24 protein-coding genes and 1 other RNA gene are annotated in these 26,801 nt (G+C 41.9%); 3 read left to right on the top strand and 22 right to left on the bottom strand.

Annotated features, from left to right (window positions below; translation table 11 throughout):
• Positions 1-75: 75 nt before the first annotated feature.
• From SRA_RS00740 to SRA_RS00720, 5 genes are all read right to left on the bottom strand, one after another.
• Positions 76-1,773 carry a zinc ribbon domain-containing protein gene (locus tag SRA_RS00740; RefSeq protein WP_003086462.1) on the bottom strand — a complete coding sequence of 566 codons (1,698 nt, stop codon included), beginning with the start codon at positions 1,771-1,773 and terminating at the stop codon, positions 76-78.
• A 15-nt stretch (positions 1,774-1,788) separates the two neighbouring features.
• A complete protein-coding gene (locus SRA_RS00735) occupies positions 1,789-2,883 on the bottom strand; it encodes a hypothetical protein (protein ID WP_003086460.1) in 1,095 nt (364 codons plus the stop codon).
• Between the two features lie 283 nt (positions 2,884-3,166).
• Complete coding sequence (gene hpf, locus SRA_RS00730; RefSeq protein ID WP_003086457.1) at positions 3,167-3,715, bottom strand: ribosome hibernation-promoting factor, HPF/YfiA family; 549 nt, start codon at positions 3,713-3,715, stop codon at positions 3,167-3,169.
• 84 nt (positions 3,716-3,799) lie between these two features.
• The gene (locus SRA_RS00725) at positions 3,800-4,462 is read right to left on the bottom strand and encodes a ComFC family protein (protein ID WP_003086455.1); all 663 of its coding nucleotides are present in this window, start codon (positions 4,460-4,462) and stop codon (positions 3,800-3,802) included.
• Positions 4,459-5,760 carry an ATP-dependent helicase ComFA gene (locus SRA_RS00720; RefSeq protein ID WP_003086453.1) on the bottom strand — a complete coding sequence of 434 codons (1,302 nt, stop codon included), beginning with the start codon at positions 5,758-5,760 and terminating at the stop codon, positions 4,459-4,461. The genes SRA_RS00725 and SRA_RS00720 overlap by 4 nt, the downstream gene beginning before the upstream one ends.
• Positions 5,761-5,831: 71 nt before the next feature.
• On the opposite strand from SRA_RS00720, the gene SRA_RS00715 reads away from it, so the two are divergent.
• Complete coding sequence (locus SRA_RS00715) at positions 5,832-6,461, top strand: YigZ family protein (protein ID WP_003086451.1); 630 nt, start codon at positions 5,832-5,834, stop codon at positions 6,459-6,461.
• A 94-nt stretch (positions 6,462-6,555) separates the two neighbouring features.
• Positions 6,556-7,482, top strand: coding sequence for a cysteine synthase A (gene cysK / locus SRA_RS00710; RefSeq protein ID WP_003086449.1), 927 nt, complete (start codon positions 6,556-6,558; stop codon positions 7,480-7,482).
• 189 nt (positions 7,483-7,671) lie between these two features.
• Here the strand turns inward: cysK and SRA_RS00705 are convergent, their stop codons facing one another.
• The 13 genes from SRA_RS00705 to SRA_RS00645 form a co-directional block, all read right to left on the bottom strand.
• Complete coding sequence (locus SRA_RS00705; RefSeq protein WP_003086447.1) at positions 7,672-8,049, bottom strand: S1 RNA-binding domain-containing protein; 378 nt, start codon at positions 8,047-8,049, stop codon at positions 7,672-7,674.
• Entirely contained in the window at positions 8,036-9,448 is a 1,413-nt protein-coding gene (locus SRA_RS00700) for a bifunctional Cof-type HAD-IIB family hydrolase/peptidylprolyl isomerase (protein ID WP_003086446.1), read from the bottom strand. The genes SRA_RS00705 and SRA_RS00700 overlap by 14 nt, the downstream gene beginning before the upstream one ends.
• A 43-nt stretch (positions 9,449-9,491) precedes the next feature.
• The gene (locus tag SRA_RS00695; protein ID WP_003086444.1) at positions 9,492-10,133 is read right to left on the bottom strand and encodes a response regulator transcription factor; all 642 of its coding nucleotides are present in this window, start codon (positions 10,131-10,133) and stop codon (positions 9,492-9,494) included.
• A complete protein-coding gene (gene liaS, locus SRA_RS00690) occupies positions 10,126-11,130 on the bottom strand; it encodes an envelope stress sensor histidine kinase LiaS (RefSeq protein WP_003086442.1) in 1,005 nt (334 codons plus the stop codon). Before liaS ends, SRA_RS00695 begins: the two co-directional genes overlap by 8 nt.
• Positions 11,127-11,822 (bottom strand): cell wall-active antibiotics response protein LiaF, encoded by a 696-nt coding sequence (gene liaF / locus SRA_RS00685; protein WP_003086440.1) that lies wholly within the window; start codon positions 11,820-11,822, stop codon positions 11,127-11,129. Before liaF ends, liaS begins: the two co-directional genes overlap by 4 nt.
• 132 nt (positions 11,823-11,954) lie before the next feature.
• A complete protein-coding gene (gene pknB / locus SRA_RS00680) occupies positions 11,955-13,817 on the bottom strand; it encodes a Stk1 family PASTA domain-containing Ser/Thr kinase (RefSeq protein WP_003086439.1) in 1,863 nt (620 codons plus the stop codon).
• Entirely contained in the window at positions 13,814-14,557 is a 744-nt protein-coding gene (locus tag SRA_RS00675) for a Stp1/IreP family PP2C-type Ser/Thr phosphatase (protein WP_003086437.1), read from the bottom strand. Before SRA_RS00675 ends, pknB begins: the two co-directional genes overlap by 4 nt.
• 38 nt (positions 14,558-14,595) lie before the next feature.
• Entirely contained in the window at positions 14,596-15,945 is a 1,350-nt protein-coding gene (gene rsmB / locus SRA_RS00670; RefSeq protein WP_050990612.1) for a 16S rRNA (cytosine(967)-C(5))-methyltransferase RsmB, read from the bottom strand.
• Positions 15,899-16,834 (bottom strand): methionyl-tRNA formyltransferase, encoded by a 936-nt coding sequence (fmt, locus tag SRA_RS00665; protein ID WP_003086433.1) that lies wholly within the window; start codon positions 16,832-16,834, stop codon positions 15,899-15,901. The genes rsmB and fmt overlap by 47 nt, the downstream gene beginning before the upstream one ends.
• A gap of 36 nt (positions 16,835-16,870) precedes the next feature.
• On the bottom strand, positions 16,871-19,255 hold the full coding sequence (locus SRA_RS00660) for a primosomal protein N' (RefSeq protein ID WP_003086430.1): 2,385 nt from the start codon (positions 19,253-19,255) through the stop codon (positions 16,871-16,873).
• A gap of 41 nt (positions 19,256-19,296) precedes the next feature.
• The gene (rpoZ, locus tag SRA_RS00655; RefSeq protein WP_003091116.1) at positions 19,297-19,614 is read right to left on the bottom strand and encodes a DNA-directed RNA polymerase subunit omega; all 318 of its coding nucleotides are present in this window, start codon (positions 19,612-19,614) and stop codon (positions 19,297-19,299) included.
• Positions 19,615-19,637: 23 nt separating this feature from the next.
• Complete coding sequence (gmk, locus tag SRA_RS00650; protein WP_003086427.1) at positions 19,638-20,264, bottom strand: guanylate kinase; 627 nt, start codon at positions 20,262-20,264, stop codon at positions 19,638-19,640.
• A 373-nt stretch (positions 20,265-20,637) separates the two neighbouring features.
• Positions 20,638-22,245: a ribonuclease Y gene (locus SRA_RS00645; protein ID WP_003086425.1), complete on the bottom strand. Its 1,608-nt coding sequence runs from the start codon at positions 22,243-22,245 to the stop codon at positions 20,638-20,640.
• A gap of 143 nt (positions 22,246-22,388) precedes the next feature.
• On the opposite strand from SRA_RS00645, the gene SRA_RS00640 reads away from it, so the two are divergent.
• Positions 22,389-22,871 (top strand): S-ribosylhomocysteine lyase, encoded by a 483-nt coding sequence (locus SRA_RS00640; RefSeq protein WP_003086424.1) that lies wholly within the window; start codon positions 22,389-22,391, stop codon positions 22,869-22,871.
• Between the two features lie 215 nt (positions 22,872-23,086).
• Here the strand turns inward: SRA_RS00640 and SRA_RS00635 are convergent, their stop codons facing one another.
• From SRA_RS00635 to gpsB, 4 genes are all read right to left on the bottom strand, one after another.
• On the bottom strand, positions 23,087-24,772 hold the full coding sequence (locus SRA_RS00635) for a cell division site-positioning protein MapZ family protein (RefSeq protein WP_003086421.1): 1,686 nt from the start codon (positions 24,770-24,772) through the stop codon (positions 23,087-23,089).
• Between the two features lie 17 nt (positions 24,773-24,789).
• Positions 24,790-25,944 carry a THUMP domain-containing class I SAM-dependent RNA methyltransferase gene (locus SRA_RS00630; RefSeq protein WP_003086418.1) on the bottom strand — a complete coding sequence of 385 codons (1,155 nt, stop codon included), beginning with the start codon at positions 25,942-25,944 and terminating at the stop codon, positions 24,790-24,792.
• 59 nt (positions 25,945-26,003) lie between these two features.
• Positions 26,004-26,371: RNase P RNA component class B (gene rnpB / locus SRA_RS09860), an RNA gene on the bottom strand.
• Between the two features lie 18 nt (positions 26,372-26,389).
• Positions 26,390-26,728 carry a cell division regulator GpsB gene (gene gpsB / locus SRA_RS00625; RefSeq protein WP_003086417.1) on the bottom strand — a complete coding sequence of 113 codons (339 nt, stop codon included), beginning with the start codon at positions 26,726-26,728 and terminating at the stop codon, positions 26,390-26,392.
• Positions 26,729-26,801 lie beyond the last annotated feature (73 nt).

The raw sequence follows: 26,801 nt of genomic DNA, 5'->3' as shown, positions 1-26,801 counted from the left end.
GATATATTAGCACCTCGGGTTCAAGAGGACAGCTTTTTAGAAAAGAAATAATTTTTTACAGTGATATTTTATTTTTTAATCAACCGTGTTTTTAGTATTTAGAACACTTGATTTGCCATTACTGGAAGTAATTCGGTAATCACCATAAGTATTATAAGAATAGCTGTCATTCTTTTTACTATTGCCAACATATTCAACAAGAGCTGACCATGATAATTTTTGAATGATATCCCCTGATGTTTTGTGTTCTGAGTTATAGCCATAGTAAAAATCATAGATAACTGTAAATTCAGCTGAAAAAGTTGTTGGTCCGGTTTGAGTCACCTTGGTAACATCAACATCGCTAAATGTGATGGAATCCGCACTTCGATTTTTAGCACCCGTGGTGTTCGTATCTATCGTATTTTTGACCTCTTGATAAAATTTGTTATTGTTTCCGCTGGTAAAAACATCGTCTAGATTATCTGGTGTTGTTTGTGAAGAAGAATATGAACTCATTTTGCGGTAAGCTTCTGTAATCAGTGAATCCGCAGTATCACGGTCAAGAACACCGTCGGCATCCAAAGTGACGGTGTCGCCATCATAGATATCTTCTATTGACTGTGTTTCTGATTTCAGAGGCGATTTCCCAGGGAATGATTTTTGGACATAAATCTTGGAAGCATCTGTGACCGCTAATTTTGAAACTTTGTATTTGCCATCATGCAGTTTTCCGATTTTTCGACTGCCTACATACAAATCACCATCGGTAAGATTACTGTTAACCTGAAAATTGAGATATTTTACATTTAAATTGACTTTTATATTATTGGTAATCGTTTCTTCGGATGAAACTTCAAGTTTCTGACCGGATATTACTCCCTTAGCAACGAAATTATAGGCTCCTGGATAAAGCCGTGATATCGTCTTAGTGTAAGAATTGCTGTCAGTTTTGGCAATTCTCTTATGATTCACAAATAATTCTAAACCCTTGGTGTTGACAGATACTGTGGCTGAAACTGGTTTAACAGCAACACGCCAGTCAGGGAAAATAAGGAACTTTCTGCCCACATTTTTCAGCTGCCGGTAATCTGACGTCAGATCATCCATCTTTAGCGTCCTGTTTTCCTCAGAATTTCTATAAGTCAATTCTGATTTTTTTATTGGCTTTTCAGTATCACTCCACACTTCAAATGCTAGGGCTTTAGTAAAACTATGATTGGCAGCTTTCAAATACCTTTCGGCAACAGCCTCACGCGAAAAATACTGATTGCCATAGATATACCCTGCTCCAAGCACCAGTAAAAAAAGGAGCGTTAGTGCAGTTAAAATTCTCTTACCTTTTGGCCAAGGCTTTTCCGCTGCTTTTGTCGGTTGGCTGATGGGCTTAGCCTCTGCCGCTTGGCTGATCTTAGCTAAATCAAAATGCTGACTTTTCGCAAAAAGAAATTCATCCTGAGTTGGCTTGCGGCCAAATTGTTTTTCAAAAGCTTGCGCCCACAATTGTTTAGGTGGCTTTGTAGTGCCAACAGCAGGTGATTTTGAAGCTTGATCGTTCTCTGCCCCTTCATCTTCAGGCTCCGCAAGGACTTTTTCGTCCTCATTTAAGTTCTCCTCAGGAGCGGATGGAGAATTTATCTCCAAGGATTCTGCTGTATCCACAGAGATATTTGCTATTTTTTTAATACCTTTTAAATCAAAATCAGTCTTTTTACCTTCTAAAAACTCTTGTGAAGTCGGCTTACGACCAATAACCTTTTCAAATAATTCTACCCATTTTTCTTTGCTTGCCATAGTATCATCCTATATTTAATATAATTTTGTCAATGAATCTTTTATGCCATCCAGTCCGCCTAAGAGATTGGTTGCAATTGATTTAGTCGCGAAGAAAATAATTAGAACAAAAATAAGCAATGCAATCAGGCGCACATAAAAATTATTTAGGCTTCCCAGTGAAACCTTGATATTTGTTAAAACGGCTACGATTAAAACAGCCAAACTAACAACACTTAAGAGAATTAAATAGATAAATACAGTTTGAATAGAGCGAATAGCCGGTACTTCTTTGATCAAATGCGAAACCGATGATAGCCCTTCAAAAGGATCAGAACCGACAGAACTAAAAGATGATACGATTTGATAAGAATATTTGCTGGAAACAACCAATTTATTTGATGTTAAGAAACTCAGCAAAAAGACAAGCAGGTTAATAGCTGCTAAAAGCGGTGTATAAGCAATAGATTTCCCCCATAAGAATGTCACTTTTTCTTGGGATTTAGTAGCAAATTTATGAATTAAAGCCGGCAAGACAGCGATAATAGCATAAGCTATGAAAACAATAACAGTAACAACTATTATTTTACTGAAACCAAAATTGGTACGAACAGCGTCTTCAACAACAGAAAAAGCTTCCGGTTCATTAATTTTAAAACTCTCGCCACCGATAGTCATGTTAATAATCGAGGTAAAAATTCTATTAATATAATTGACCAAACCAGCAGCCAGAAAAAGCGCTGCAATAGCCAGTGTCACCAATCCATAGGTAAACTGACTCTTTGAAGACTGTACCTCCGGCCTTTTTAAGCCTTCCCAAAACCAAACAAAATAGCTTTCCCCTTTTTTCTTTAACTGTTCAACCTGCTGATGCCTTCCTGTCTGAGCATTAGCCTGATTTGCAGCAAGCTCCTGATCAAGCTGTGAGCTTCGGTCTGGCTCAGCTTCAGCTGTTTCTGCCGTCATCTTTTCAGCAGAATCTTGAACTAGCTCGCTTTTTTCCTTTGAACTAGGATCAGTTTCTACAGCATTCTGAAATTCTCCGGCAGCCAGAGCCTCTGCAATCTCTTTAGCAGACGGTTCACGTCCATTAATGACCTCAAAGTAATCCACCCAATCTTCCTTATTCATATCAATCTCCTTACAAAAATATTACGTAATTAAACAGATTATAGCATGACAATTTTAATTTGACAAGGTGATAACAGTAGGGACTAAAAGGGTTTTCATCGTCATTTCAAGGAAAATAGGCTATGGTTTTATCCTGGTCAAGCTCATTTAAAGGACTTGCCTATTTCAGCCCCCTCCCAGCTTCAACCGATTCATAGATGATGAGCAGCCAACCCCATGTATGACATCAGTACATGTTAAAAGGCCGGAACCTTTGGTCCCAGCCTGTATGACTGTCATATTTTTATTTAGCTTCAATAACACCTAGATTTCCGTCTTCACGGCGATAAAGTACATTGGTTGTATTGTCATTAGCATCTGTATAGATAAAGAAGTCATGCCCCAAAAGATCCATTTGCAGACGAGCTTCCTCAATATCCATTGGCTTCAATGTAATATTTTTTGTTCTCACAACTTTTACTGCTGGTACTTCTTCAATTTCTTCTGCTTCAAACTCAGTTGTAAAAACATGAGATGCTGGTTTCTTTTCACGGTGTTTCTTAGCAATTTTTGTTTTATTTTTGCGGATCTGACGTTCAATCTTATCAACAACTAAATCAGTCGAGCCATACATATCCTGAGAAATATCTTCGGCACGAAGAGTAACTGAATCAAGAGGAATAGTAACCTCAACCTTAGCTGTTTTTTCGCGATATACTTTTAGATTGACGCGCGCATCTAATTCTTGATCAGCATTAAAATACTTTTCGATTTTTTTGAGTTTAGACTCAACATAGTTGCGAATCGCATCTGTTACTTCAATGTTCTCGCCACGAATACTATATTTAATCATAAGCTACCTCTTTTCTTGCGCTCAAAATAAGCGCTTTCTTCACTATTATTATATCGCTTTCATGAAAATTTGCAAGCATTTTTATCATCTTGCTAAAGAAAAAGATATCACTGTTTTCACACCGTTTTCACACAATAGCTGACTGGCTAGCTGAATAGTGGTACCTGTAGTGTAGATATCGTCCACTAATATAACCTTATCAGGTAATGCTTTAACCTTTCTTAAATAAAAAAATTGCTGACTGGACAGTCTCTCCTGCCGTTTTTTGCTCGATTGCTTCATGCTGTCCTTTTTTCCTAATAATTGGCTGTAGGGTAGTTTTGCCTCATCTAAAAAAGCCTCTACCTGATTAAATCCGCGGCTGCTTAAGCTAGAGCGGCTGATTGGAATAGGAACCAAAGTATAGCCGTTTCTGTTTTTTAAAGCTTTCTTGACAGTTTTTGCAAAAACCTTTCTTAAGAGATAATCTCCTTGGAATTTGTAAGTACTAAAATAATCTTTCATTGCTTGATTATAACAAAAGAGAGCTCTGTGATTGACCTTTTGTCCCTTGCTTTGCCAGTAAAGACAGTCCTGACAATAAGTATTAATACCATTTTTACAGCAAGCAGGACAATGACTGTCTGAAATACGCTGAAATTTAGAAAAACAGCTGGGACAAACCGCTTCCTGCGCAGCACTCAGGAAAAAGACAGAAGAAAAACTTAGGCTCCTTTCAAAAGGTGACTGACATAGCAGACAATTCATATAAAGCCTCCCCTTCGATTCATTTCTTTAATCTCGAAAACAGCTGTTTTTATTGCCTTATTAAGACCATTATGAAAGAAAATCAAGGCTCCTGTCGGCCGGTCTGCTGAGCGCCCGACCCGGCCGGCAATTTGTATCAAGGCCGTCTTGGTGAATAAACGGTGATTAGCCATCATGACAAAAACATCAATATTTGGAAAGGTGACGCCTCTTTCTAAAATAGTTGTTGACACTAAAATTTGAATCTGACCGTTTCTGAATCCATCAACCTTTTCTAAGCGATCCGGACTTAAACTAGAAACAAAATCAATAGATTCGTCCGGAAAATATTTTTTCAGAGCCTCTGCAAAAAGTGTCCCCAATTCTATATGCGGAAAGAAAATCAGCAGAGGGAAGCGGCTCTGCCGCTGATTTCGAATATACCTTAAAAAACGAACTGGCAGTTTTTGCTGGCCTAATTTTTCCAAAGAAAAATTCAGCCAAACACTCTGGGGCACAACCAAGGGTTTAGCGTGAAAACGTCTGGCTAAGTGCAGCTGTTTTAACTTACCCTGCTTGATTTGCCTGTCCAGCTTATCGGTTGAAGTTGCTGTTAAATACACCTTGACTCCATCAGATTTAAGGCAGCGATTTAAAGCATAGTGCAGCATTTTATTATCAACAAAAGGAAAAGCATCAACTTCATCTACAATTAAAAGATCGAAAGCCTGATAAAATCTTAAAAGCTGGTGAGTAGTCGCAATCACTAAGGGACTGCGTTCATAAGCTTCTGATTGAGCATGGAGCAAACTGATAGAGCAGGAAAAATCACGGCTTAAGCGTTTATACAGCTCCAAGCAAACATCAACCCGAGGGCTGACCAGTGCAGCTGCTTTCCCCTGCCTGAGAATATCATCCAAAGTCTTGTAAATCATTTCAGTCTTTCCGGCTCCAGTAACGGCGTGAACAAGTATGTCTTCTTTATTTTTGACAGCTTTTCTGAGACTGTCTGAAACAGCCTGCTGAAAAGAAGTCAGCTGCCCCTGCCAACTCAAGGCCTGAATTTCAGGGAATACCTGCTGCTCAAAGTAAAACAGTTTTTCTCGGCTGCTAATCCGGCCAAAGACCAGACAGCCTCGGCAGTAAACAGAACCATCAGGCAGAGCGTTTTCGGAGCTGTTTTTGCTGCCGCAGCGATTGCAGATAAAATAAGGGAATTTCTCTGTCATAGCTGGCATACTTTGGGCATGCTTTTTCAAACTGTCATTTAATTGGCTCTCTGTCCACAAACGTCCATAATAATTTTTTAAGTCCTCCATCAGTTTTATTATTCGTAAAAAGTTATAACAACTGGCTTGCACCTTTTCAAAAAAATGTGTACACTTTGTCTATGAACTATCGTACAATTGCTAAAAACGGCAGCACAGAAGAAATTATTAAAAAATCCCGCTTTATCTGTCAAGCCAAAAGAATTTACTCAGAAGCAGAAGGACGCGATTTCATTGCTCAAATCAAAAAAGAGCATTATAAAGCTGCTCATTCCTGCTCTGCTATGATTATCGGGGAAAACAGTGATATCAAGCGCTCCAGTGATGACGGCGAACCCAGCGGTACAGCAGGAGTTCCTATGCTGAGCGTTCTTGAAAAAAACAATCTGACCAATCTTGCGGTTGTTGTTAGCCGTTATTTTGGCGGCATCAAACTAGGAGCCGGCGGCCTTATCCGTGCTTACTCGGGAAGCGTGGCAAATACTATCAAGGCAATCGGAATGGTCGAAGTCAAAGAACAAACTGGACTTGAGCTCGTGCTGACCTATCCTCAGTATCAGAACCTTGCTGCTTTCTTAAGCACTCATAGACTGCAGGAGCACGATACTGATTTTGCCATCACTGTCACTGCAACTGTTTATGTTGATGAAAAAGATGTCGACACGATTCAAAATCATTTGAGTGATTTTTATCAAGGAAAAGTTAGCAGCCGCGTTTCTGGCAGCCAAATCGTCGAAATTCCTGTGATATAAATTATTTATCACGGTGATAAATAATTTATATTTTACAAAGTCTGATTTTCAGCCTATACTGGAAACAAATTAAACTTTGTGAGGTATATTTATTATGACAAAAATTTACGATAACATCACTCAATTAATCGGAAATACGCCTATTGTTAAACTTAACAAGGTTGTTCCCGACGGTGCAGCTGATGTTTATCTCAAGCTTGAAGCATTTAATCCTGGTTCTTCAGTCAAAGACCGTATCGCCTTAAACATGATTGAAGACGCTGAAAAACGCGGCCTTATAAAACCTGGAGATACTATTGTTGAGCCAACCAGCGGCAATACAGGTATTGGACTTTCCTGGGTAGGCGCTGCTAAAGGTTACAATGTCATCATTACAATGCCTGAAACGATGAGCGTTGAACGCCGCAAAATCATACAGGCTTACGGGGCTGAGCTTGTTTTAACACCAGGAAGTGCCGGAACCAAGGGAGCCATTGATAAGGCTCATGAAATCGCTAAGGAAGTCGGCGGCTGGGTTCCCCTCCAATTTGATAATCCGGCTAATCCAAAAATTCACGAACTGACAACAGGACCGGAAATCCTAGATGCTTTCGGCTCACACGGACTGGATGCCTTTGTAGCCGGTATCGGTACGGGCGGTACAATCACCGGTGTTTCGCGAGTTCTTAAAAAAGATAATCCCGATATTAAAATTTATGGTCTGGAAGCGGATGAATCTGCCGTACTTTCCGGGGATAAACCCGGACCTCATAAAATCCAAGGTATCTCAACCGGTTTCATTCCGGCAGCGCTTGATACCCATTCTTATGATGAGGTTATCCGTGTTAAATCTGATGATGCTTTGGCAACCGGCCGCGATTTTGGCGGTAAAGAAGGCTTCCTTCTGGGTATCTCCGCCTCAGCTGCAGTTTGGGCTGCTATTGAAGTTGCTAAAAAGCTGGGTAAAGGTAAAAAAGTTTTGGCTATTGCACCGGATAACGGGGAACGCTACCTTTCAACAGCACTGTATGAATTTGACTGATACAGATAAAATTAAGGCAATAAGCTTAGCTGTTTAAGCATGCAAGCTTATTGCTTTTTTCGTCAAATCAAAAAGAACAGCATAAAATCACACTGAAATTGATTTTATGCTATTCTTTTACTTTTTAAGCCACCTTTTGAATATTCTCTTTTTTAAACTGTGGGCACTTTTATCTAGCAGCTTTTAATTTTAGATTTGCTTGTCCTTGTGCTGATCCTGCTTTAAATACTCAAGATTTTCCTCAATCCAGACGGGTAGGTTATCAGCTAAAGGCTTAAAACCAATATGCAGACGGCTGTTGGAAAAACGATGCCGATGCTGATAATGGTGTTTTTCTTCTTCCAGAGTACGTAAAGACAGACTAGCTTTTTGGCTGTATTCATCGTAGTCAACAACCTGAACAAGGACTTCCTCGCCTACAGACAAAACCCGATAGATATTATCAATATATCCCGTTTTAATTTCAGAAATATGGATGAGCCCTATTAGTCCATTTGCCAGCTGAACAAAAGCACCGTAGGGTTTGATGCCGGTAATTTCCCCCCTTATCTTATCACCAATCTTCATCGCCAGTCACCTCAATGGTCTCAATGATAACTTCTGTTAGCGGACGATCTGAGCCATCCGTAGAAAGAGCCGCAATCTTGTCTAAGACCTCGTAAGAAGCTTGATCAGCCAGCTGACCAAAAACAGTATGACGGCGGTCAAGGTGCGGTGTGCCACCGTTATCAGCATAAGCAGCCGCAATTGCCTGCGGCCAGCCGCCGCGCTCTAATTCTTCAGCACTGTAAGGGAAATTTTGATTCTGAACGATGAAAAACTGACTGCCGTTGGTGTTTGGACCTGCATTTGCCATTGACAAAGCACCGCGAAGATTATACAGTTCCTCTGAAAATTCATCTTCAAAAGGCTGACCGTAAATAGATTCTCCACCCATACCGGTACCGCTTGGATCGCCGCCTTGGATCATAAAATCCTTGATAATCCGGTGGAAAACAACACCGTCATAATAACCCTTTTTAGCCAGTCCAATAAAATTAGCCACCGTTTTTGGTGCTTGTTCCGGGAACAATTTTACTGTTAAATCACCGTGATTAGTCTTAATAGTTGCTGTGGGAACATTAATATCATTCACATTTAACTGCGGAAACTGTACTTCTTTTTCTGTCAAACCTAATTCCTCCAATGCATATAAAATGCCGTCTTCTTCTACATTTTTTGTAATAAAATCAGCCTTTTCTTTCAAATCACCATGGCCATTGCCCATAGCAACGGTGATGCCGACATAATCAAACATCTCTAAATCATTCAGTCCGTCACCAAAGAAAAGGACATTCTGGGGGGTTAAATGAACTCTTTTTAACACATGAGCCAGTCCAGATGCTTTAGAGACACCGTTTTTGATGACATCAGACGAGTTAGGATGCCACCTGACAAAACGAATGTCTTTAGCCAGCTCTGCTGGCAGCTGCAGGCTATCCCCAACATCTTCGAATGTCCACATATGATAGACGTCATGCTTTTGATAAAAATCTGGGTCAACATCGCACAGTCCGTAAACAGGAACCAGCGCCTTGTCAACCAAATCAGCACGCCTTGAGACAACAGCCTTATCCTTACCAGCAAAGCCGTAGTCAATGCCTGTCTCTTTGCACCAAGCCACATACTTTTCAATGATATCCTTGGAAATAGGATCGTTGAAAATTTCATTGTTCTCATGATCAATCACGTAAGAACCATTGATGGTTACAAAAAAGTCTGGTTCTAAAGCACGGATTTCAGGAACAACACCGTATGGTGCTCTGCCGGAAGCAATGCCTGTCAGGATGCCCTGCTTTTTCAGACTTTCAAAGACAGTTGTGATTGATGGCGGCATATAGCCGCTATCTTTGATACGAAGCGTGTCATCAATATCAAAAAAGACAGCCTTAACCTTTTTAACCCTGTGTTTTAATTCAGAATCCATCTTTACCCCTTGTGAAACTAATTTCTTTTATTATTATAACACACTAATCGTCATCCTGCGGTACCAAATGATGCTGAAAAGCATAGACTACTGCCTGTGTCCGATCATCCACCTGTAGTTTCGATAGAATATTGGACACATGAGTTTTTACCGTTTTTAAAGAGATAAAAAGTTCATCAGCTATTGTTTGATTGTCATAACCTTTAGCGAGCAGCTCCAAAATATCTCTCTCCCGAGCGGTCAAATCCTCATGCAAATCAGGATTATCATGATGGGCTTTGATTTTCTTATCAACTTCCGTTTCAATCGCCAAATCACCTTTGGCAACTTTTTTGATGGCATTTAAAATTTCTGCAGCGCTGGATGTTTTCAGCATATAACCCTTGGCTCCTGCCTCGATAACAGGATAAATCTTTTCATTATCAAGATAGCTGGTCAGCACTAAAATTTTAGCGTCTTTCCATTCCTTCAAAAGCTCAAGCGTCGCCTCAACCCCATCCATCTCAGGCATGACAAGATCCATCACAACAACATCAGGCTTCAATTGTAAGGCCAGCTCAATCCCTTGACGGCCATTGCCAGCTTCTCCGACAACCTCAACATCTGCCTGCAAATCAAGAAAACTCTTCAGACCCAGTCTTACCATCTCATGGTCATCAACCAGGATAACCTTTATTTTACTCATCAACATCTCCTTTCATTATCGGTACATGAATATCCATAACAACCCCCTTATCCTTGGCACTCAGGAAGGATACTGTCCCAGCTAAATCATTGACGCGGTCTTCAATATTTTTCAGTCCGTAACTCAGATCGCGAACGGCATCCATGTCAAAACCGATACCGTTGTCAATCATTTTGAGCTGAACTTCAGAAGGCGTTTGGTACAGATAGACTTCTATTCGGCTTGCTTTAGCATGCTTCAACGTATTACTGATAAACTCTTGGGCAATACGAAAGAAATTACTCTCAACTGCCTTAGGAAGCTTATCAACAGTTTCCTTATAAACAACCTCGATATTGCTTTTATCCGTCAGCTCTTTAATAATCATAGCCAGCCCTTCTGAAAGTGTCTTTCCTTCTAGCTCAGTGGGACGAAGATGCAAGAGCAGAATCCGCAGATCATTTTGAGCATTATTCAGCATATCCTCAACAGCCAAAAGTTGGGTCTGCAGCTGGTCCTTTTCTAACTGTTCCAGATTATGTGAAACACCCGACAGAATCATGGAAGAAGCAAATAGTTCCTGACTGACAGTATCGTGCAGATCCCGAGCAATTCTTTTTCTCTCTTTTTTGACGATTTCCTGACTGCTGGCAATATAGGCATTCTCTGTTTTTTGTAGATTATTGGTCAGCTGCTGCATCTTATTGGATAAGCGATTGACATTCTTGCCAAGCTCGGTGTCATTTTCCTGGCTGATGGCTTGGTTGAGCAAAATCCGCCTTAAATTTTGATTTAAGTGCCTTTTACTGTTATCATCAACAATCATCCACACCAGCAGTAACAAAAAAGTCAGGGAAATAAAGGCTGCAAGAAGCGATAGGATGAACTGCTCCATAACAACCCAATCTTTGAGTAAATCAGTTAAGTCAAGATTGAGGCTGTTAATGATGACAAAAACAATCGAAATAACGGTAACCGCAGCATAAAGAAAAATCATGAAAATGGTTCGTTTTCTCATATACGCTCCACCTCCACTATTCCTGCAATGACATTTACAATGATCTTAACCGATTTGGTCAGATCCTGCCTGCTGTCTGCAAGCTTAATAGTTTCATTGCGCAGGTCATATTCGGGCGAATCAAAGAAGCGAACACTCCCATAAATACTGCTGACATCTAACTTTACAGCAACATCAACAGGAACTAAGATTTTGGTTAGTCCATAAACCTTGCGAATGATGACATGATTATTCTGTCCTACCATAATCACCTGACTCAAATTAATCACATCACTGCCGCTTATCCGAATGACATTAATATCGTCAAAGGCGTAAGAATCGGTCTCAATATACTCATTATTACCAATCCATTGGTGGGGTTGCTTTGTGACATTGAGCCCCTCTTCCTGCAGCTTCAATAAAGCGTAACGATTTTTCTTTTTAACCTGAGCAAAGTGATTGATCATTACATAGAGGATTCCCACAAGAACCGCAGCAATGGTGTAGGGGTTCAGCATAAAAATCAGAAAAAGCAGCAGCAAACTGGCTGTTAGCAGGAAATCATTTTTACTGCCCAGATGATAAAATCTCAGGGCTAAAAGCGTAATCACCAAAATCAGGATGAAACTCGATAAATCGCTGGCCAAAATAGTCATAAAGGCCAAAGCAATTAAGATGGTCTCAACAACTAGAAAAAATTGAAATTTTCTCATAGGTTACCTTCAAGTCTTATAATTCTTAGTCATTGTACCAAAATTCACGATAAATTTCATCTGCTTACCAGTAATCAAAAAGGAGAAGAAATATCAGAATCTGCTATCTCTTCTCCTTTTGTTATTTAATCGTTATTCTGATACTGATGACTCAGCAGTCGTATCACTACTGGTTGTTGCTTCTGTTGACTCTTCTGTTACAGTTGTTGTTTCCTCGGTTGCTTCGGACGAAGATGGATGAGTATTGCTTCCACCTGATTCCGAAACATAGAGGATGACATCGTCATCTGATGACAGGCTGACAGTCTCTCCGTAATAAGGACTTTGGCCTACAACCACAGCTGATGAGGCCGGCGATGAAATTTCTGTTGAGTAGTCGCTAGCATCATAAACCTTTATACGTTTTGCTGAAATGCCCATAGCGGCTAACGTATTAACGGCTTCTTCATAGGTTGTGTTTTTAAGATTCGGCATAGTCATCTCAACAACCCTGAGAGTAATCTTTTTGCCGCTGCCGGGACGATAAGTCTTCCCAGCCTTTGGCGACTGGCCGATTACTGTTCCACCGCTGTACTCATCCGATGAAACTTCTTTCAGAACAATATTTTTTCTAGAAACACCGTAATTATTGGTTAAATTATCAATAACATCTTGGTAATTTTGTCCAGTGTAGTCCTCCATCTTAAAGCCTTTAGAGCTGGCTATAAAAATATCAACACTAGATCCTTCACGCTTTTTAGTACCTGCGCTTGGATTCGTGCGAACAACTTTGCCATCACTCACGCTGTCATCTTCAACCTTACTAACCTGGCCAACCTTTAAACCTGAATTTCTGATGATTGTTTTAGCCGTTGACAGCTTATTTCCAGAAACATCCGGTACCGAAACAGTACTCGGCTTGGTTAAAATCAGGTAGGCTAAAATGATAATACCGATAAAAACCAAGGCAAAGAAAAGCTTGAGGAAGCGAGACAAGAAGCGTCTCTTCTTTTTGGGCTTATCCTGAACTTTCGGTTTAGGCTTGGGCTGACTGGCCGGCCTATCCGCATTGGTCGTCTTATTTTTTAAGGACTGGGCAGCCGAAGCAGCTCCTGCGGCCTGTTCAAGCTTGGGCAACGGTTTTGTATCTGCGGTGTCATTAAAGACTAATTTTTTTTCGCGGCTGCGACTAGGCTGCAGACAGGTTCTTAAATCCTGCAGCATTTCTTCTGTTGAAGTGTAGCGATTGGTCAAACGTTTGGCTGTTGCCTTAATAACAACATTTTCCAAAGCCTGAGGAACATTTTTATTTTCAGCAATGATAGACGGCAGCGGTTTTTGAAAATGCTGCAGAGCAATGGTCACAGCGCTGTCACCATCATAAGGAATATGCCCGGTCAACATTTCAAAGAGCATGATACCCATCGCATAGATATCACTTTGAACCGTTGCTTTTGAACCGCGCGCCTGCTCAGGAGACAGGTAATGAACACTGCCCAGCATTGAATTGGTCTGTGTCAGGCTGGTCTCAGCAAAGGCTACAGCAATCCCAAAGTCTGTTACTTTGGCCGTCCCGTCCTTAGTTAAAAGTACATTTTGAGGCTTCAAATCCCGGTGAATAATACCCTTTTGATGGGCAAGAGTCATCGCGGAAAGAACCTCTTTCATAATACGAATGACTTCAGCATTCGATAAAGGGGCGTGATCTTGAATATATTTTTTCAAGTCAGCACCGTCAACATATTCCATTGCAAGGAACTGCTGACCGTCTTCTTCTCCAATGTCACGAATGGCAACAATGTTAGGATGATTCAGCTCTGCCATGGCCCGCGCTTCCCGCTGGAAACGCGTCACAGCGACCTGATCTGTTTGATAATTGGTTCGCAGCACCTTAATAGCTACTTCCTCATTATCCAGAATCAGATCGTTAGCTAAATAAACATCGGCCATCCCGCCTCGTCCGATAGATTGGAGAATTCGATAACGACCAGCAAATAATTTGCCAATCTGGATCATTCATCTTCCTCTCTTTCGGCGTGGACCAAAGCAACGGTGATATTATCAAGACCGCCTGCATCGTTGGCCAATTGAATTAAATATCTGGCTTTTTCATCTAGGTTTTTACTGTCGTCGCTCAAGGCATTGACAATGACCTTATTAGAAATCATATTAGTCAGGCCGTCACTGTTGACTAGCAGATAGTCTCCTGATTCTAAAGATTGAATTCCAAGATCGGGTTCTACTGGATTAGCCTGACCGATAGACTGGGTGATAATATTCTTTTGCGGATGGCTGGCTGCTTCTTCTTCAGTCAGCTGACCGGCTTTAACCAATTCATTGACCAAGGAATGATCGCTCGTTAATTGAGTGTAAACACCATCGTGAATCAAGCCGATGCGTGAATCTCCGATATGAGCAAAAAGAACATTGTTATCCACAACGGCCAAAGCTTCTATTGTCGTTCCCATTCCTTGAAAATCTTCTGTCTGTCCTAATTCGTAAACGCGGCGGTTAACAATTTCAATATTGCGGACCAGCCAGTCACGGATCTGACCTAAGTCAGTCAAATCAGTGTCAACCCATTCGCGGCCTAAGTCGGTAACCGTCATTTCACTGGCAATATTGCCGGCACGGTGTCCGCCCATACCATCTGCTAATACGATTAGGGTATTTCCGGAACGATTATCAAATTTATTGATAAAATCTTGATTATTGGATCGTTTTTGCCCAATATCTGTAAAAAGAGAAATTTTCATATGTTCCTTGTCTGACAAAGTCAGCCTCCTTCTAAATCCTATGAAATACGCTTTACTTGGCTGATAAAGAAGCCATCTGTCAGATATTGCTCAGGCGTAATCACAAGACAGCCATCAACAGCAATATCCTCTTTCTCATGATATAATTTGACCTGTTCAAAATTCGGATGGTTATCCAAAAATTGTTTAAGTACCATCTGATTTTCTTCTTTAAAAATGGTACACGTACTGTATGTTATTATACCACCTTTTTTTATAGTTTGGCAAACACTATCTAAAATTGCCAGCTGGATTCTTTGCAGGCTGTCAAAGTCTTGATTGGCTTTGTTGTATTTAATATCAGGTTTGCGCCTGATAAGGCCCATGCCTGAGCAAGGAGCATCTACCAAAATTTTATCAAAGGTATCCGGAGCAAATTGCTCGTGGACTTTTCTGGCATCCAGCTTTTGAGTCTTTATTTTGTCTGATACTCCAAGGCGCCGAGCATTGTCCTCAATTAGTTTTAATTTGTGATCATACAAATCCAGAGCTGTCAATTGACCGCTTTTCAGATAAGAAGCCATGTGAACAGCTTTGCCTCCGGGAGCGCTGCAGGCATCAAGAACAATATCATCTTCCTGAAGTTCCAAAGTCGGTGCGACTAACTGGCTGCTCTCATCCTGAATGGTAATTTTCCCCTCTTTGAAAAGATTACTGTCGCTAAAATGGCCAGCTGCTTTGACAAGACCGACAGGGGACAGTACAGACCTGCTGGCGCCTGTCATCTGTTTAATCGCCTCTAATTCAGCTGGATTGACCACACGGATGCTAGCCTTGCTGCGGATTAAAAGACTTTTGAAAATAGCAACAGCTCTGTCTTCACCGAACTCATTGATTATTTTTTTAACCAGCCAGACTGGCAGCGAGTATTCAACCGAATAACCTTTGTTTTTCCGCTTGATTGCTTTTATATCTGGACTTTCCTGCCGCAAAAACTGCCTTAAAACAGCATTAACCAGCTTGGCAGCTCCCTTATGCTTCTTTTTGGCAATCGTTACTGCATCGTTAACAATGGCATGCTCAGGGATTTTATCCAGATAAAGAATCTGGTAAAGGCTGAGCATTAACAGATAATAAACCCAAGTATCAATCTTTTCACGATCTGCAATATAGTGGGACAGGTACCACTCCAGAGTAATCTTCCGCGTTAATGTTCCATAGACAAGTTCTGTCAGCAAGGCTCTATCCTTTTTAGAAAAGCTGTGCGCTGCTAGATAATGATTCAGGGCGATATTGCTGTAAGCTCCCTTATCAAAAACATCCGTTAAAACAGTAAGAGCGCCGCTGCGGGCCAACTGCTGCTTACTCTCCAAAATAATCACCCACTTTAAGTTTTTGACCCAAGCCATTTAAAAAGTCAGTAACAGCCATTTGGGGCTTGCCTGCCGGCTGCACCGTTTTTAAGGATAGAGCTCCCTGAGCCGCAGCTACAACCAGACTTTTCTTCGTTTTTTCAATAATTTCGCCGGGTTTGCCGCTGCCTTCAGTTTCTTGAACTTCATAGATTTTAAAGCGCTGCTGATTTAAAAGAGTATGGGCAACAGGCCACGGATTCATACCCCGTACCTGATTAAAAATATCACGGGCTGATTTGTTCCAGTCGATGCGCTCCTTATCCGGTGTAATATTGGGTGAGAAAGTTGCCTGACTCTCATCCTGCGGCTTAGGAACAAGATCACCGGAAATATAGGCAGGCAGAATTTTTAAAAGCAAATCACGGCCTAGAACTGACAATTTTTCAAACATCGTTCCAACATTGTCCTCATCAGCAACTGGTATTGAGGCTTTAGCCACCATATCACCGGCATCCATCTCTTTAACCATTTCCATAATAGTTACGCCAGCTTCCTTATCTCCGTTGATAAGAGCATAATGGATGGGAGCTCCGCCTCTGTATTTGGGCAGCAGCGACGCATGGACATTGACAGCAAAACCAACACTGTCAATCAGCTTCATAGGCAAAAACTGACCAAAAGCAGCTGTGACAATACCATCGGCTCCTATGTTGATTAGTTCAGCCATCTCAGGAGAGCCTGACAGTTTTTCAGGCTGGTAAACTGTTAACCCGTGCTCCAGAGCCACTTGCTTGACAGGCGTCATCTTGATTTCTTTCTTACGGCCGACAGCTCGGTCAGGCTGAGTGACAACCGCTGCAATCTCATAACGGCCGTCTGCCAGCAGACCTTTAAGAACAGTTGCCGAAAAATCGGGCGTCCCCATAAAAATTAATTTTGTCATTTTAACCTCATTAACATTGTTAGCTTGCAAGCTTTGTTACATAAAGCTCTGCGGTTCATGGTCAATAATCAAACGCAAATCGCGGTTTCCTTTTTTCTGCGTTAAATCCAGAATCTGGTTCAAAACAGACTCCAGATGCTCTTCAAAGCGATACTTAATAATAATTTGATAGTGGTAGAGATTATGCGTTCTGGCGACAGGCTTGGGCGTGGGACCCAAAATTTTAATCTTATCCGTCAGCTCTGCCTTAAGAAGAGCCAGCACTTCATAAGATTTTTTGATAACTTCCTGCTCGTCCTTATGCGACAGGGTCAGACCTACAGTAAAGTAATAAGGCGGATAGGCCAAACTTCGGCGAAGAGCCATCTCCCGGCGATAAAAAGCTTCATAATCCTGATTCTTAGCCATTTGGATAGCATAATGATTAGGATTATAAGTCTGAATCAAAACGTCACCGGGCTTATCAGCCCGCCCTGCTCTGCCGGCAACTTGAGTTAAAAGCTGGAAAGTCCGCTCACTGGAGCGAAAATCAGGAAGGTTTAAAGAGGTATCTGCATTCAAAACTCCCACTAAGGTAACATTAGGAAAATCAAGGCCTTTGGCAATCATCTGAGTGCCCAACAGAATATCAGCTTCCCCTCGGCCAAAGGCCGTGAGAATTTTTTCATGAGCTCCTTTTTTTCTGGTTGTATCAACATCCATACGCAAAATCCGAGCTGCCGGCAGCACTTGAAGGAGCTCATCGTAAGCTTTTTGCGTTCCGGTGCCATAATAGCGAATCTTCTTGCTGCGGCAGTTAGGACAGCTATGCGGGATACTTTTAGAAAATCCGCAGTAATGGCAATTCATCGTTTTCGTATCCATGTGCAGGGTCAAAGAAATGTCACAGTTAGGACAGCTATCCACATAGCCGCAGTCCCGACACATAATAAAACTGGAGTAACCGCGGCGGTTAAGCATAAGCACCGTTTGCTCATTCTTTGCCAGCCTATCCTTAATTTTATCAATCAGTATCGGCGTTAAATTGCTCACTTCCTGTTGGCCTATAAAATCACGAAAATCAACAATTTCAACCTTGGGTACCTGAGCCAATGGATTGGCTCGCTTAGACAGTCTCAAAAGCTGATAAACATCACGGCTGGCCCGAGCCCTGCTTTCAATACTAGGCGTAGCACTGCCCAGAACCAGCACAGCCTTATGATAGTCAGCCCGAAGCAGGGCAACGTCACGCGCATGGTAACGAGGATTCGACTCCTGCTTATAGCTTGCTTCGTGTTCCTCATCAATAATGATGGCGCCAATATTTTCCACAGGCGCAAAAATAGCTGAGCGCGCACCGACAACAACACGGGCCTGACCGGATTTGATCTTGCGCCACTCATCAAATTTCTCACCGTCAGAAAGACCTGAGTGCATAATAGCTACCTGACTGCCAAAACGGGAAATAAAACGGTTGGTCATCTGAGGCGTCAGCGAAATTTCCGGTACCAAAACAATAGCCGTCTTCCCCATTTTCAAGGTTCTGTCAATCACATGCAGATAAACTTCTGTTTTCCCGCTGCCGGTAATACCCTCTAACAAGTAAGGCTTGCTGCCTAGCCCAATAGCAGCCGTGATGGTTTCAACAGCTGACTGCTGTTCTTCATTTAAGTCTAAAAAGTCAGACTGATTGACATCTTCAAAGTAAGCAGCGCTGCGGTTAACTTCTATTTCTGATATTTTAAGAATTTGCTCTGCAATAAAATAATGAATCACTTCCCGCGAAAAAAGATGCTTCAGTTCTGAAAGCATCTGCCCCTGCGGATGGCTGAGAAGGTAATCTTTTAGCTCCTGCCGCTTTTTAGCCCGCTTGCTGACAGTTAAATCTGTTAATTTTTCTACATCAACTTCATAATACTTTTGTGTTTTAATGTTCTTTTTATCTTGGGCAATGTAGGAAACAGCAATTTTGCCAGCTTGAATCAAGCGAAGACTTTTCAGCTGGGCTTCTCTGCTTAACTGCGAGAAATTAATTTGTTCCCTGCCGGCAAAAATCAGTGCCTGTTCTGCCTGAGACAAGCCATTCTGAGCTTTCAAGAGCCGGTCGTAGTTCGAATTTAAAAGGTTCGGAATCATTGATTTCAAAATCGAAATCTTGTAAGAAAAAACAGTCTTGCGCATCTGATCTGCCAGCAGCAGCTGTTCCCGATTAAGCACCGGATCTGCGTCTAAAACTTCTGCCAAAGGCTTTAACTGCTCATCTTCTCCTTCAGCAATATTGACCACAAACCCCTGCAAAAGACGGTTTCCCCTGCCAAAAGGAACATGAACACGCGAACCTGCTACAAGGACCGATGACAGTTCTTCCGGAATTTTATAAGAGAAAGGTTTATCCGTCTGCATTAAAGGCACATCTACAATAACCTCTGCAATTTTTACCATCATCTACCTCAAATATGAAAAATCTAAGATTGCCGCCAACCTTAGATCTTTTCACCTTCTTCTTCCTTTTCTTTAGCAATTTGTTCCTTGATTTTACGCTCTTCTTCTTCTTTAGCCAGACGTTCAGCTTCAGCTTTGGCACGCATAGCCGCCCGCTTAGCTTCTGGGTCAGGATGGATAACAACATTGCCTGCCTCAATTTCCTCAAGCGCTTGGAGAGTTGGCTTCACAGATGAAAATTCCTGTGTCGGATTAGCGCCGGATTCCAGTTCATGGGCACGTTTAGCCTGCAGCATAACAAGGGAATATTTTGACGGTACTTTATCTAATAAAGTATCAATCGAAGGTTTTAACATCATAGGTCTTTCTTCTCTTTTCTAATTTATCTTAAGGGCAACTCTTCTTTAATCATTTTATCATAGCGTCCAATGACGCGCTCAACGCGGTAATGCTCTGTTTCGATAATATGTTTAACACGCTCTGCGGCCAAATCAACCTCATCATTAACAACAGCATAGTCATATTCCCGCATGAGAGCAATTTCTTCCTTGGCACGTTCAATACGCTGGGCAATAACTTCCTGACTGTCCGTTCCGCGGCCTACTAGGCGATCTTTTAATTCGGCTAAATCTGGGGGTGTCAGAAAGATAAACACACCATCCGGAACTTTTTGCTTGACCTGAAGTGCTCCTTGAACTTCAATTTCCAAGAAAACATCAATTCCCCTATCAAGCGTCTCATTGACATAATCCAAAGGCGTTCCGTAATAATTACCGACGTATTCCGCATACTCCAGCATCTGGCCCTGTCTGATGAGCCCCTCAAATTCCTCACGGGTCCGAAAGAAATAGTCAACACCGTCAGTTTCACCGGGCCTTTGCGGACGCGTTGTCATTGAAACCGAATATTCAAACTGATGGTCAGGGGTTGAAAAAATTTTCTGCCTGACAGTCCCTTTACCAACACCGGAAGGTCCTGAAAAAACGATTAGCAAACCACGTTCAGACATTTTTAGCTCCTTAAAGTTTCTGTTTCTAGTTTAACAAAAAGACACCTGTTTATCAAGAAAATTTTGCCCGTACCCGCTGTCAAAATACCAGCCAGTTCTGACAAAACTAAGAAGCAGCCATTAAGAGAGCTCAGCCTGGTTAGTCTGCTTTTTCCAGAAGGTTTTTGGCATTGAAATGCAAACAAGTCTATTTAATAAGGCCGGGCACATTTGTATCCCAGCCTTTTTGTTTTTTTATCCTCAATGAAAATCAAACTAGGCGACGCAGATGCAGATAGAACTGTCTTCATCAAATCAAGGCAACAACGTCTGAGTTTAATTTTCGAAAAGCATAAATTGCTCTGCAAGGGCATACCAAAGCAGCAGCCCATTGTTATTTGGCATAATCAATGGCGCGTAATTCACGGATAACTGTCACCTTAATATTGCCTGGATAATCCAGATTGTTTTCAATTTTTTCACGTACTTTATGAGCCATGATGGTCACATCATCATCAGACAGTTTTGCAGGCTCTACCATGATGCGGATTTCACGTCCAGCCTGAAGGGCATAACTATTTTGAACTCCTTCAAAGCTTGTTGCAATCTCTTCCAGATCACGCAGACGCTTAATGTAATTTTCCATGGACTCATTGCGAGCACCGGGACGGGCAGAGCTGAGAGCATCTGCTGCAGCTACCAGAACAGCAATGACTGACTCTGGTTCAACATCGCCGTGGTGGCTGGCAATTGTATTGATAACAACTGGGTGTTCCTTATACTTGCGGGCAAATTCTGTCCCGATTTCAACATGGCTGCCCTCAACCTCACGGTCAACAGCCTTTCCAATGTCATGAAGGAAGCCTGCGCGGCGGGCCAAATCAACATTTTCACCCAGCTCACTTGCAAGCAGTCCGGCTAATTTCCCGACTTCAACAGAGTGGCGCAAGACATTTTGCCCATAGGAGGTACGAAATTGCAGCCGTCCCATCAATTTAATCAGATCCGGATGAAGATTTGGAGCACCAATTTCAAAGGCAGCCGCTTCCCCATACTCGCGGATGCGGTTATCCATTTCCAAACGGTTCTTCTCAACCAATTCTTCAATCCGAGCCGGATGAATGCGGCCATCCTGAATAAGAGCCTCCAGAGTCATGCGCGCAATTTCTCTGCGAATAGGATCAAACCCTGATAAGACAACGACCTCCGGAGTATCATCGATGATAATATCAATTCCTGTCAGGCTCTCCAAGGTACGAATATTGCGGCCTTCACGGCCAATAATCCGTCCCTTCATACTGTCATCGGGCAGGTGGACAGTCGTAATTGTCTGCTCTGTAACATAATCTCCTGCCAATCGCTGCATGGCCTGAGCCAATAGATTTTTAGCTGTCTTATCAACCTTATCCTTCACTTCACGATCGGCTTCTTTAATGCGATTAGCAATATCGTGCGACAGGTTCTTTTCCGTTTCAGAAAGAATAATGCCGCGCGCTTCTTCCTGACTTAGAGCTGCTACTCTTTCCAGCTCTTGAGTTTTCTTAAGTTCTAATTGTTCAACTTGCTGCTCACGCTCATTAATATGTCTAGATTTATCGGACAGACTTTGCTCTTTGCTATCGAGCAACTGTTCTTTACTGCTTAAATTCTCATCTTTACGGTCAAGAGAGCTTGCACGTTCAGTTAAACGTGCTTCCATTTGCTTGAGCTCTTGTCTTTCAGATTTAAATTCTTGTTCGATCTCTTCACGATATTTTCTAGCCTCTTCTTTTGCTTCTAAAAGCAATTCCTTTTTATAGGCCTTACTCTCACGTTCTGCTGTTGTCCTAATATGCTCGGCATCCATTTCCGCCTTGCTCCGAGCATTGACAGCATCTTGTTCTGCATTTAAAAGAGTCAGTTCTGCCGTTTCTTTAGCCTTTTTTAAGCGGGCTGAGATAACGACATAACCAATAACCAAACCAATGAGGGAGAAAACAAGTGCTAAAAGAATATTTAACATGTTTTACCTCAAAAATTTTATTGGATTTCAATTAGAAAATCCAAATTATAGTTTATCATAAAATATTATTTTCTACAATAAAATTATCAGCAGTATTTCCTAATTTATGATATGATTATCGTAAATTGACAAAGGAGATTATTATGTCTAAAAAAGTTATTGTTGAAAGTTTTGAACTGGACCATACAGCCGTAAAAGCCCCTTATGTCCGCCTCATTTCAGAAGATCAGGGGCCAAAGGGCGATGTGATCACTAACTTTGATATCCGTTTGGTGCAGCCCAATGCAGATGCCATTCCAACCGCCGGCCTTCATACGATTGAACATTTGCTGGCTAAGCTCATCCGCGAACGAATTGACGGTATGATTGACTGCTCTCCCTTTGGCTGCCGCACCGGTTTTCATCTTATTATGTGGGGCCGGCACACTACAACAGAAATTGCCCAAGTTATCAAGTCCAGTTTAGAAGAAATCGTTCAAGCTACTTCTTGGGAAGATGTACCCGGAACAACTATTGAATCCTGCGGAAACTACAAGGATCACAGCCTCTTTTCCGCTAAGGAATGGTCAGCTCTTATTCTTGAGCAGGGCATTTCCGATGCCCCCTTTGAACGCCGCCTCGTCTGATAATTGCTAAAAAGCAATCAGCCTGTCTCCACCCGCTGCTGAAAACTAATATGCTGAGCTATTGGGACAGTAAGATTTAAGATCTTGCTTTTTTATTGCTGAAAACTCAGGCAGCAGGCTTCTTCTCTTGGCAGCATTCCGAAAAAACTGCCGATATAAAAAGCGAGTTTACCAAATGCCGCAGCTGATTGCAGTGAAATGGATCCTCGCTTTTTTTAATAATCTAATTTATCCGAATTTCCGGAAGCATTGCCTACAAAGTAACCTGTCTTACAGTTGATAGAAAAAAGATAGGTTCCATCCGGCTTAAACATATTGTAATAGCCATTGCCATTGATGATATTGACTTTTTCAAGAATATAGTTATTACCTGTGATATAGCCGCGTTTTTGCGAAATCGCAACAATCTTTTCCAAAACACCTGCATTGAAGGTCCATGCCGGATTACTGCTGTCTGCAATCTTAGACTGATCATAAGGAACACGGCTGCGATCCCGCTGAAGTTTCGATACATCATAATTAGAGATACCGTGACCAGATGCACCTGACGGGGCAGAAGCTGCTGCGTTGGATGAACCATTGCTTGGAGCAGTCTGTGCCGGTGCACTCGATGCGTTATTGCCAGCCGAATTAGAGGAGTTATCAGCAGCTGAACTGGCTGAATCAGAGCCCGAGTTCTGAGCATTTTGTCCGCTGCTGCCCGAATTTGATGCGGCATTACTGTTCGTATTAGACGAAGAGGTCGCATTGCCAGCTTTTTTCTTAGCGTCCAGCTGTTTACGGCCGTCAGCAATAACTGACTTCAAAAGCGCATCCAAGGTGGCATTGCCCGTGTTTAATGTGCTTTCTGCAATATCATCAAAATTAGCGTCATCTTTAACAGTCGCCGCTTTTTTTGCACCATCAACAATCGCATTGGTTTTAAACTTCCCATTGACCGCATTAATGGCTGAAAACTCCCGTTTCAGGCTGTCATATTTTTTCTTAGCTTCATCATAATACTTGCTGCCCTTAAGTTTTTTTAAGGTTTTTTCCAGTTTAGGCATGTTCGCAAACTGGCTGTTTTTCAGCTTAACACGCTTAGCATCTGCAAAGAAAGCTGAGTAAGATTTTTCAAATGTTTCCGAGATTTGGGCAAAATCTGTTTTTTTCTTTGCCGATGTTGATGTCTTTGCTGTCTTGCTGGTTTTAGGAGACGGATTGCTCAATTGGTAAACACCATAAGCCGTACCGCCTGCCAATAAACAAAGAATAATAAGAGAAGGAATAATGACCCGCTTACGCTTATAAAACGGCTTTCCTTCATGATCATCTTCATCTTCATCAAAATCAGCAAAGAAGTCATCAGATGCTGCCTTGCTTCTGCTGTATGTGGAAGCAGCCGGTGCAACAGTCTCTTCTTCTGCTTTTGCAGGAACTGTTTGTTCCTGCGTATCTGTCAGAGGCACATCATCAAATTCGGCCTTATGCCAGACTTCCTGATCAGGATTGACAGCCGGCGCAACAATGGTATCTTCTAATTCATGCTCAGGTTGAGTCTCCTCAGCAGGTGCGGATGCAGCTTTTGAAGCTTCCGGTTCTTGCTCAGTAGCAGTCTCTTCTATAGGATCAATTAAACCGGTGTCAGCCAATTCCTGACGCTGCTGCTTGATGAAATTATCCAGTGCACTGGTATCAATGCTCTGAAAATCATCACTCTTAGTATCAAATTTTTGTGAAGCAACTTCATCGCGGTGCTGCTTAATATAGCGATCAAGCACGCCATCTTCTTCTCTTACACCAGCCTTGATTTCAGAATCCTTGCGTACAGCCTCTTCGACTGTCATGTCTTTGGCATCTTGAAAATCAAGTTTTTCTGCATTTTCCGTGTTCTCTACTGACTTATTTTCTTCCTTGGACACGCAATGTTTCCGCCTTTCTATTTTAGCATGCGCTTGACACGCTGACCGTAGAACTGATACAAATCAACTTTTAAGGTTCCATTGTAAAGTTTACGTTTTTTATCTGCTTTTCTTCCGAATTTTTCTTCAAAATTCTCATCACTGGTTAAAATAAATTGACTCCACGTTTTTAAAGGAGCAAAAGTTTTACCCATTTCATTATACAAAATGTCCACTGCTTTGTCATCAAGCAATCTCTCCCCATAAGGAGGATTGGAGACAAGGACACCGTTGATTTTATCGGTTTTAAAGTCCTGCAGACGCATTTGTTTCAATTTGACTACATCTTCAAGTCCGGCTTCTCTGACATTTTTCTGAGCGGTTTCAATCATCCTTCCGTCAATATCAAATCCTGAAATATCAAGTTCTGCCCCGTAATCAGCCTGCTCATCTGCTTCTTTGCGCACCTTGGCTACCAAGGCTTTATCTACCCAAGGCCACTCCTCAAAGACAAACTTACGCTTAAGGCCTGGGGCAATGTTCCTACCAATCATCGCAGCTTCAATGCAGAAAGTCCCCGAACCGCAGGTCGGATCAACAAAAGGTTTATCTGGAAACCAATTGCTTAGCAAAAGAATAGCTGCAGCCATATTTTCTTTAATGGGAGCACCGCCTTTTTCCGTGCGGTAGCCGCGTTTAAAAAGGCTGGAACCTGTGGTATCAATCATTATTCTAGCCTTATCTTTTAAAATGGAAACTTCTATCTTAAATTCAGGACCATTTTCAGCTAAAGGAATATTTTCAGGCCTGTGAAAATATTTTTGCATCTTTTTGACAACCGCCTTTTTCGTGATGCTCTGAACACTAGGCTCATTGTGCAGCTTGGATTTAACAGACTTAGCCTTCGCAACGGGAAAGCGGCAGCCTAAAGGCAGGTAGTTTTCCCAATCAAGAGCATAGACACCTTGAAAAAGCTCTTCAAAGGTTCTTGCCGGAAATTCTCCAACCAAAATTTTGACGCGGTCTGCCGAGCGCAGCCACAAATTAGCCGTGATGATTGTTTGGACATCTCCCTGAAAGAGAACTCTGCCGTTTTCAACCTGGCAGTCAATACCCAGCTGCCTTAATTCTTTGCCAACAACTGCTTCAATTCCTGCTGCCGCTGTCGCTGCTAAATCAAAAGATTTTTTCATAATTCCTCACTAAATGACAATAAAAGCTAGCAAACCGCTAGCTCACCTATTATGCAATTTTCTATAAGCCATGTTTTGTTCCAAAGATGACTAGGTCTCACCTTCTTCGATAATCATCTGTCTACTGCTATGCAGTCAGAAAAGACCGTTCTGTTTCCGGCTCTTCCATGCCCCTACCAAAGTTTGGGTTGCTAGCTTGAGGGGTTTACCGCGTTCCACCTTTTATGTTTCCATAAAAGCTACGTCACTGTGGCACTTTCAGGATGACTCTCACCTATCCGAAGACTTAGCAATTTTATCCGCCGTAATGTGCAAAACACATCCCCAGGCTTATTTGTTCGCCTGGCACAAACACTACCGGCATCACAGCCAGTGCTAGCATGGACTTTCCTCATGATAAAATATTATCACGCGATTATCCAAAAATTGCACAGTTTTCCCTTCTTTATTCGGTAATTTGCTTACCGAAAACTTCCTTTTCCAGCCGGCTGATGCGCTTTAGAATATCAAAATTCGTTGCCGTTGTCGCTGCATGGCTGGAACCTACAGCAGAAGCTGATACCGCTGACGGCTGAACAGGCTCTGGACGTTTTTTAACCTGCTTCATCTCTTCCTTCAAACGAGCATTTTCCTGACGGAGCTCCTCGATGGTTGATATATATGTTTCATAATCCTTGATAATATCATCGAGAAATTCATCAACTTCTTTTTTGTCATAGCCTCGCATGCTAGACTTAAATTCTTGTTCAAAAATATCTTTAGGGGTGTACATAATACTTGCCATTCGTTCGTCTCTCCAAACATATCATTATGTGTAGAACTAGCCTACACTATCATTCATAATCATACAGAAAATT

The organism is Streptococcus ratti FA-1 = DSM 20564, from assembly GCF_000286075.1.
Lineage (GTDB): Bacteria > Bacillota > Bacilli > Lactobacillales > Streptococcaceae > Streptococcus > Streptococcus ratti.
This window is presented reverse-complemented; position numbering and strand designations above follow the sequence as displayed.

Bases quoted from the DNA above. Each gene is read 5' to 3' on its own strand.
- SRA_RS00720 (WP_003086453.1), bottom strand. From the start codon at position 5,760: ATGGAGGACTTAAAAAATTATTATGGACGTTTGTGGACAGAGAGCCAA.
- SRA_RS00735 (WP_003086460.1), bottom strand. From the start codon at position 2,883: ATGAATAAGGAAGATTGGGTGGATTACTTTGAGGTCATTAATGGACGT.
- rpoZ (WP_003091116.1), bottom strand. From the start codon at position 19,614: ATGATGTTAAAACCTTCGATTGATACTTTATTAGATAAAGTACCGTCA.
- SRA_RS00705 (WP_003086447.1), bottom strand. From the start codon at position 8,049: ATGAAGATTGGTGATAAGATAAGGGGGGAAATTACCGGCATCAAACCC.
- SRA_RS00675 (WP_003086437.1), bottom strand. From the start codon at position 14,557: ATGAAAATTTCTCTTTTTACAGATATTGGGCAAAAACGATCCAATAAT.
- SRA_RS00630 (WP_003086418.1), bottom strand. From the start codon at position 25,944: ATGAAAAAATCTTTTGATTTAGCAGCGACAGCGGCAGCAGGAATTGAA.
- SRA_RS00660 (WP_003086430.1), bottom strand. From the start codon at position 19,255: ATGGTAAAAATTGCAGAGGTTATTGTAGATGTGCCTTTAATGCAGACG.
- pknB (WP_003086439.1), bottom strand. From the start codon at position 13,817: ATGATCCAGATTGGCAAATTATTTGCTGGTCGTTATCGAATTCTCCAA.
- SRA_RS00700 (WP_003086446.1), bottom strand. From the start codon at position 9,448: ATGGATTCTGAATTAAAACACAGGGTTAAAAAGGTTAAGGCTGTCTTT.
- gmk (WP_003086427.1), bottom strand. From the start codon at position 20,264: ATGTCTGAACGTGGTTTGCTAATCGTTTTTTCAGGACCTTCCGGTGTT.
- SRA_RS00695 (WP_003086444.1), bottom strand. From the start codon at position 10,133: ATGAGTAAAATAAAGGTTATCCTGGTTGATGACCATGAGATGGTAAGA.
- gpsB (WP_003086417.1), bottom strand. From the start codon at position 26,728: ATGGCAAGTATTATGTACACCCCTAAAGATATTTTTGAACAAGAATTT.
- SRA_RS00725 (WP_003086455.1), bottom strand. From the start codon at position 4,462: ATGAATTGTCTGCTATGTCAGTCACCTTTTGAAAGGAGCCTAAGTTTT.
- SRA_RS00715 (WP_003086451.1), top strand. From the start codon at position 5,832: ATGAACTATCGTACAATTGCTAAAAACGGCAGCACAGAAGAAATTATT.
- fmt (WP_003086433.1), bottom strand. From the start codon at position 16,834: ATGACAAAATTAATTTTTATGGGGACGCCCGATTTTTCGGCAACTGTT.
- cysK (WP_003086449.1), top strand. From the start codon at position 6,556: ATGACAAAAATTTACGATAACATCACTCAATTAATCGGAAATACGCCT.
- liaF (WP_003086440.1), bottom strand. From the start codon at position 11,822: ATGAGAAAATTTCAATTTTTTCTAGTTGTTGAGACCATCTTAATTGCT.
- hpf (WP_003086457.1), bottom strand. From the start codon at position 3,715: ATGATTAAATATAGTATTCGTGGCGAGAACATTGAAGTAACAGATGCG.
- SRA_RS00645 (WP_003086425.1), bottom strand. From the start codon at position 22,245: ATGTTAAATATTCTTTTAGCACTTGTTTTCTCCCTCATTGGTTTGGTT.
- rsmB (WP_050990612.1), bottom strand. From the start codon at position 15,945: ATGGCTTGGGTCAAAAACTTAAAGTGGGTGATTATTTTGGAGAGTAAG.
- SRA_RS00740 (WP_003086462.1), bottom strand. From the start codon at position 1,773: ATGGCAAGCAAAGAAAAATGGGTAGAATTATTTGAAAAGGTTATTGGT.
- SRA_RS00640 (WP_003086424.1), top strand. From the start codon at position 22,389: ATGTCTAAAAAAGTTATTGTTGAAAGTTTTGAACTGGACCATACAGCC.
- liaS (WP_003086442.1), bottom strand. From the start codon at position 11,130: ATGAGAAAACGAACCATTTTCATGATTTTTCTTTATGCTGCGGTTACC.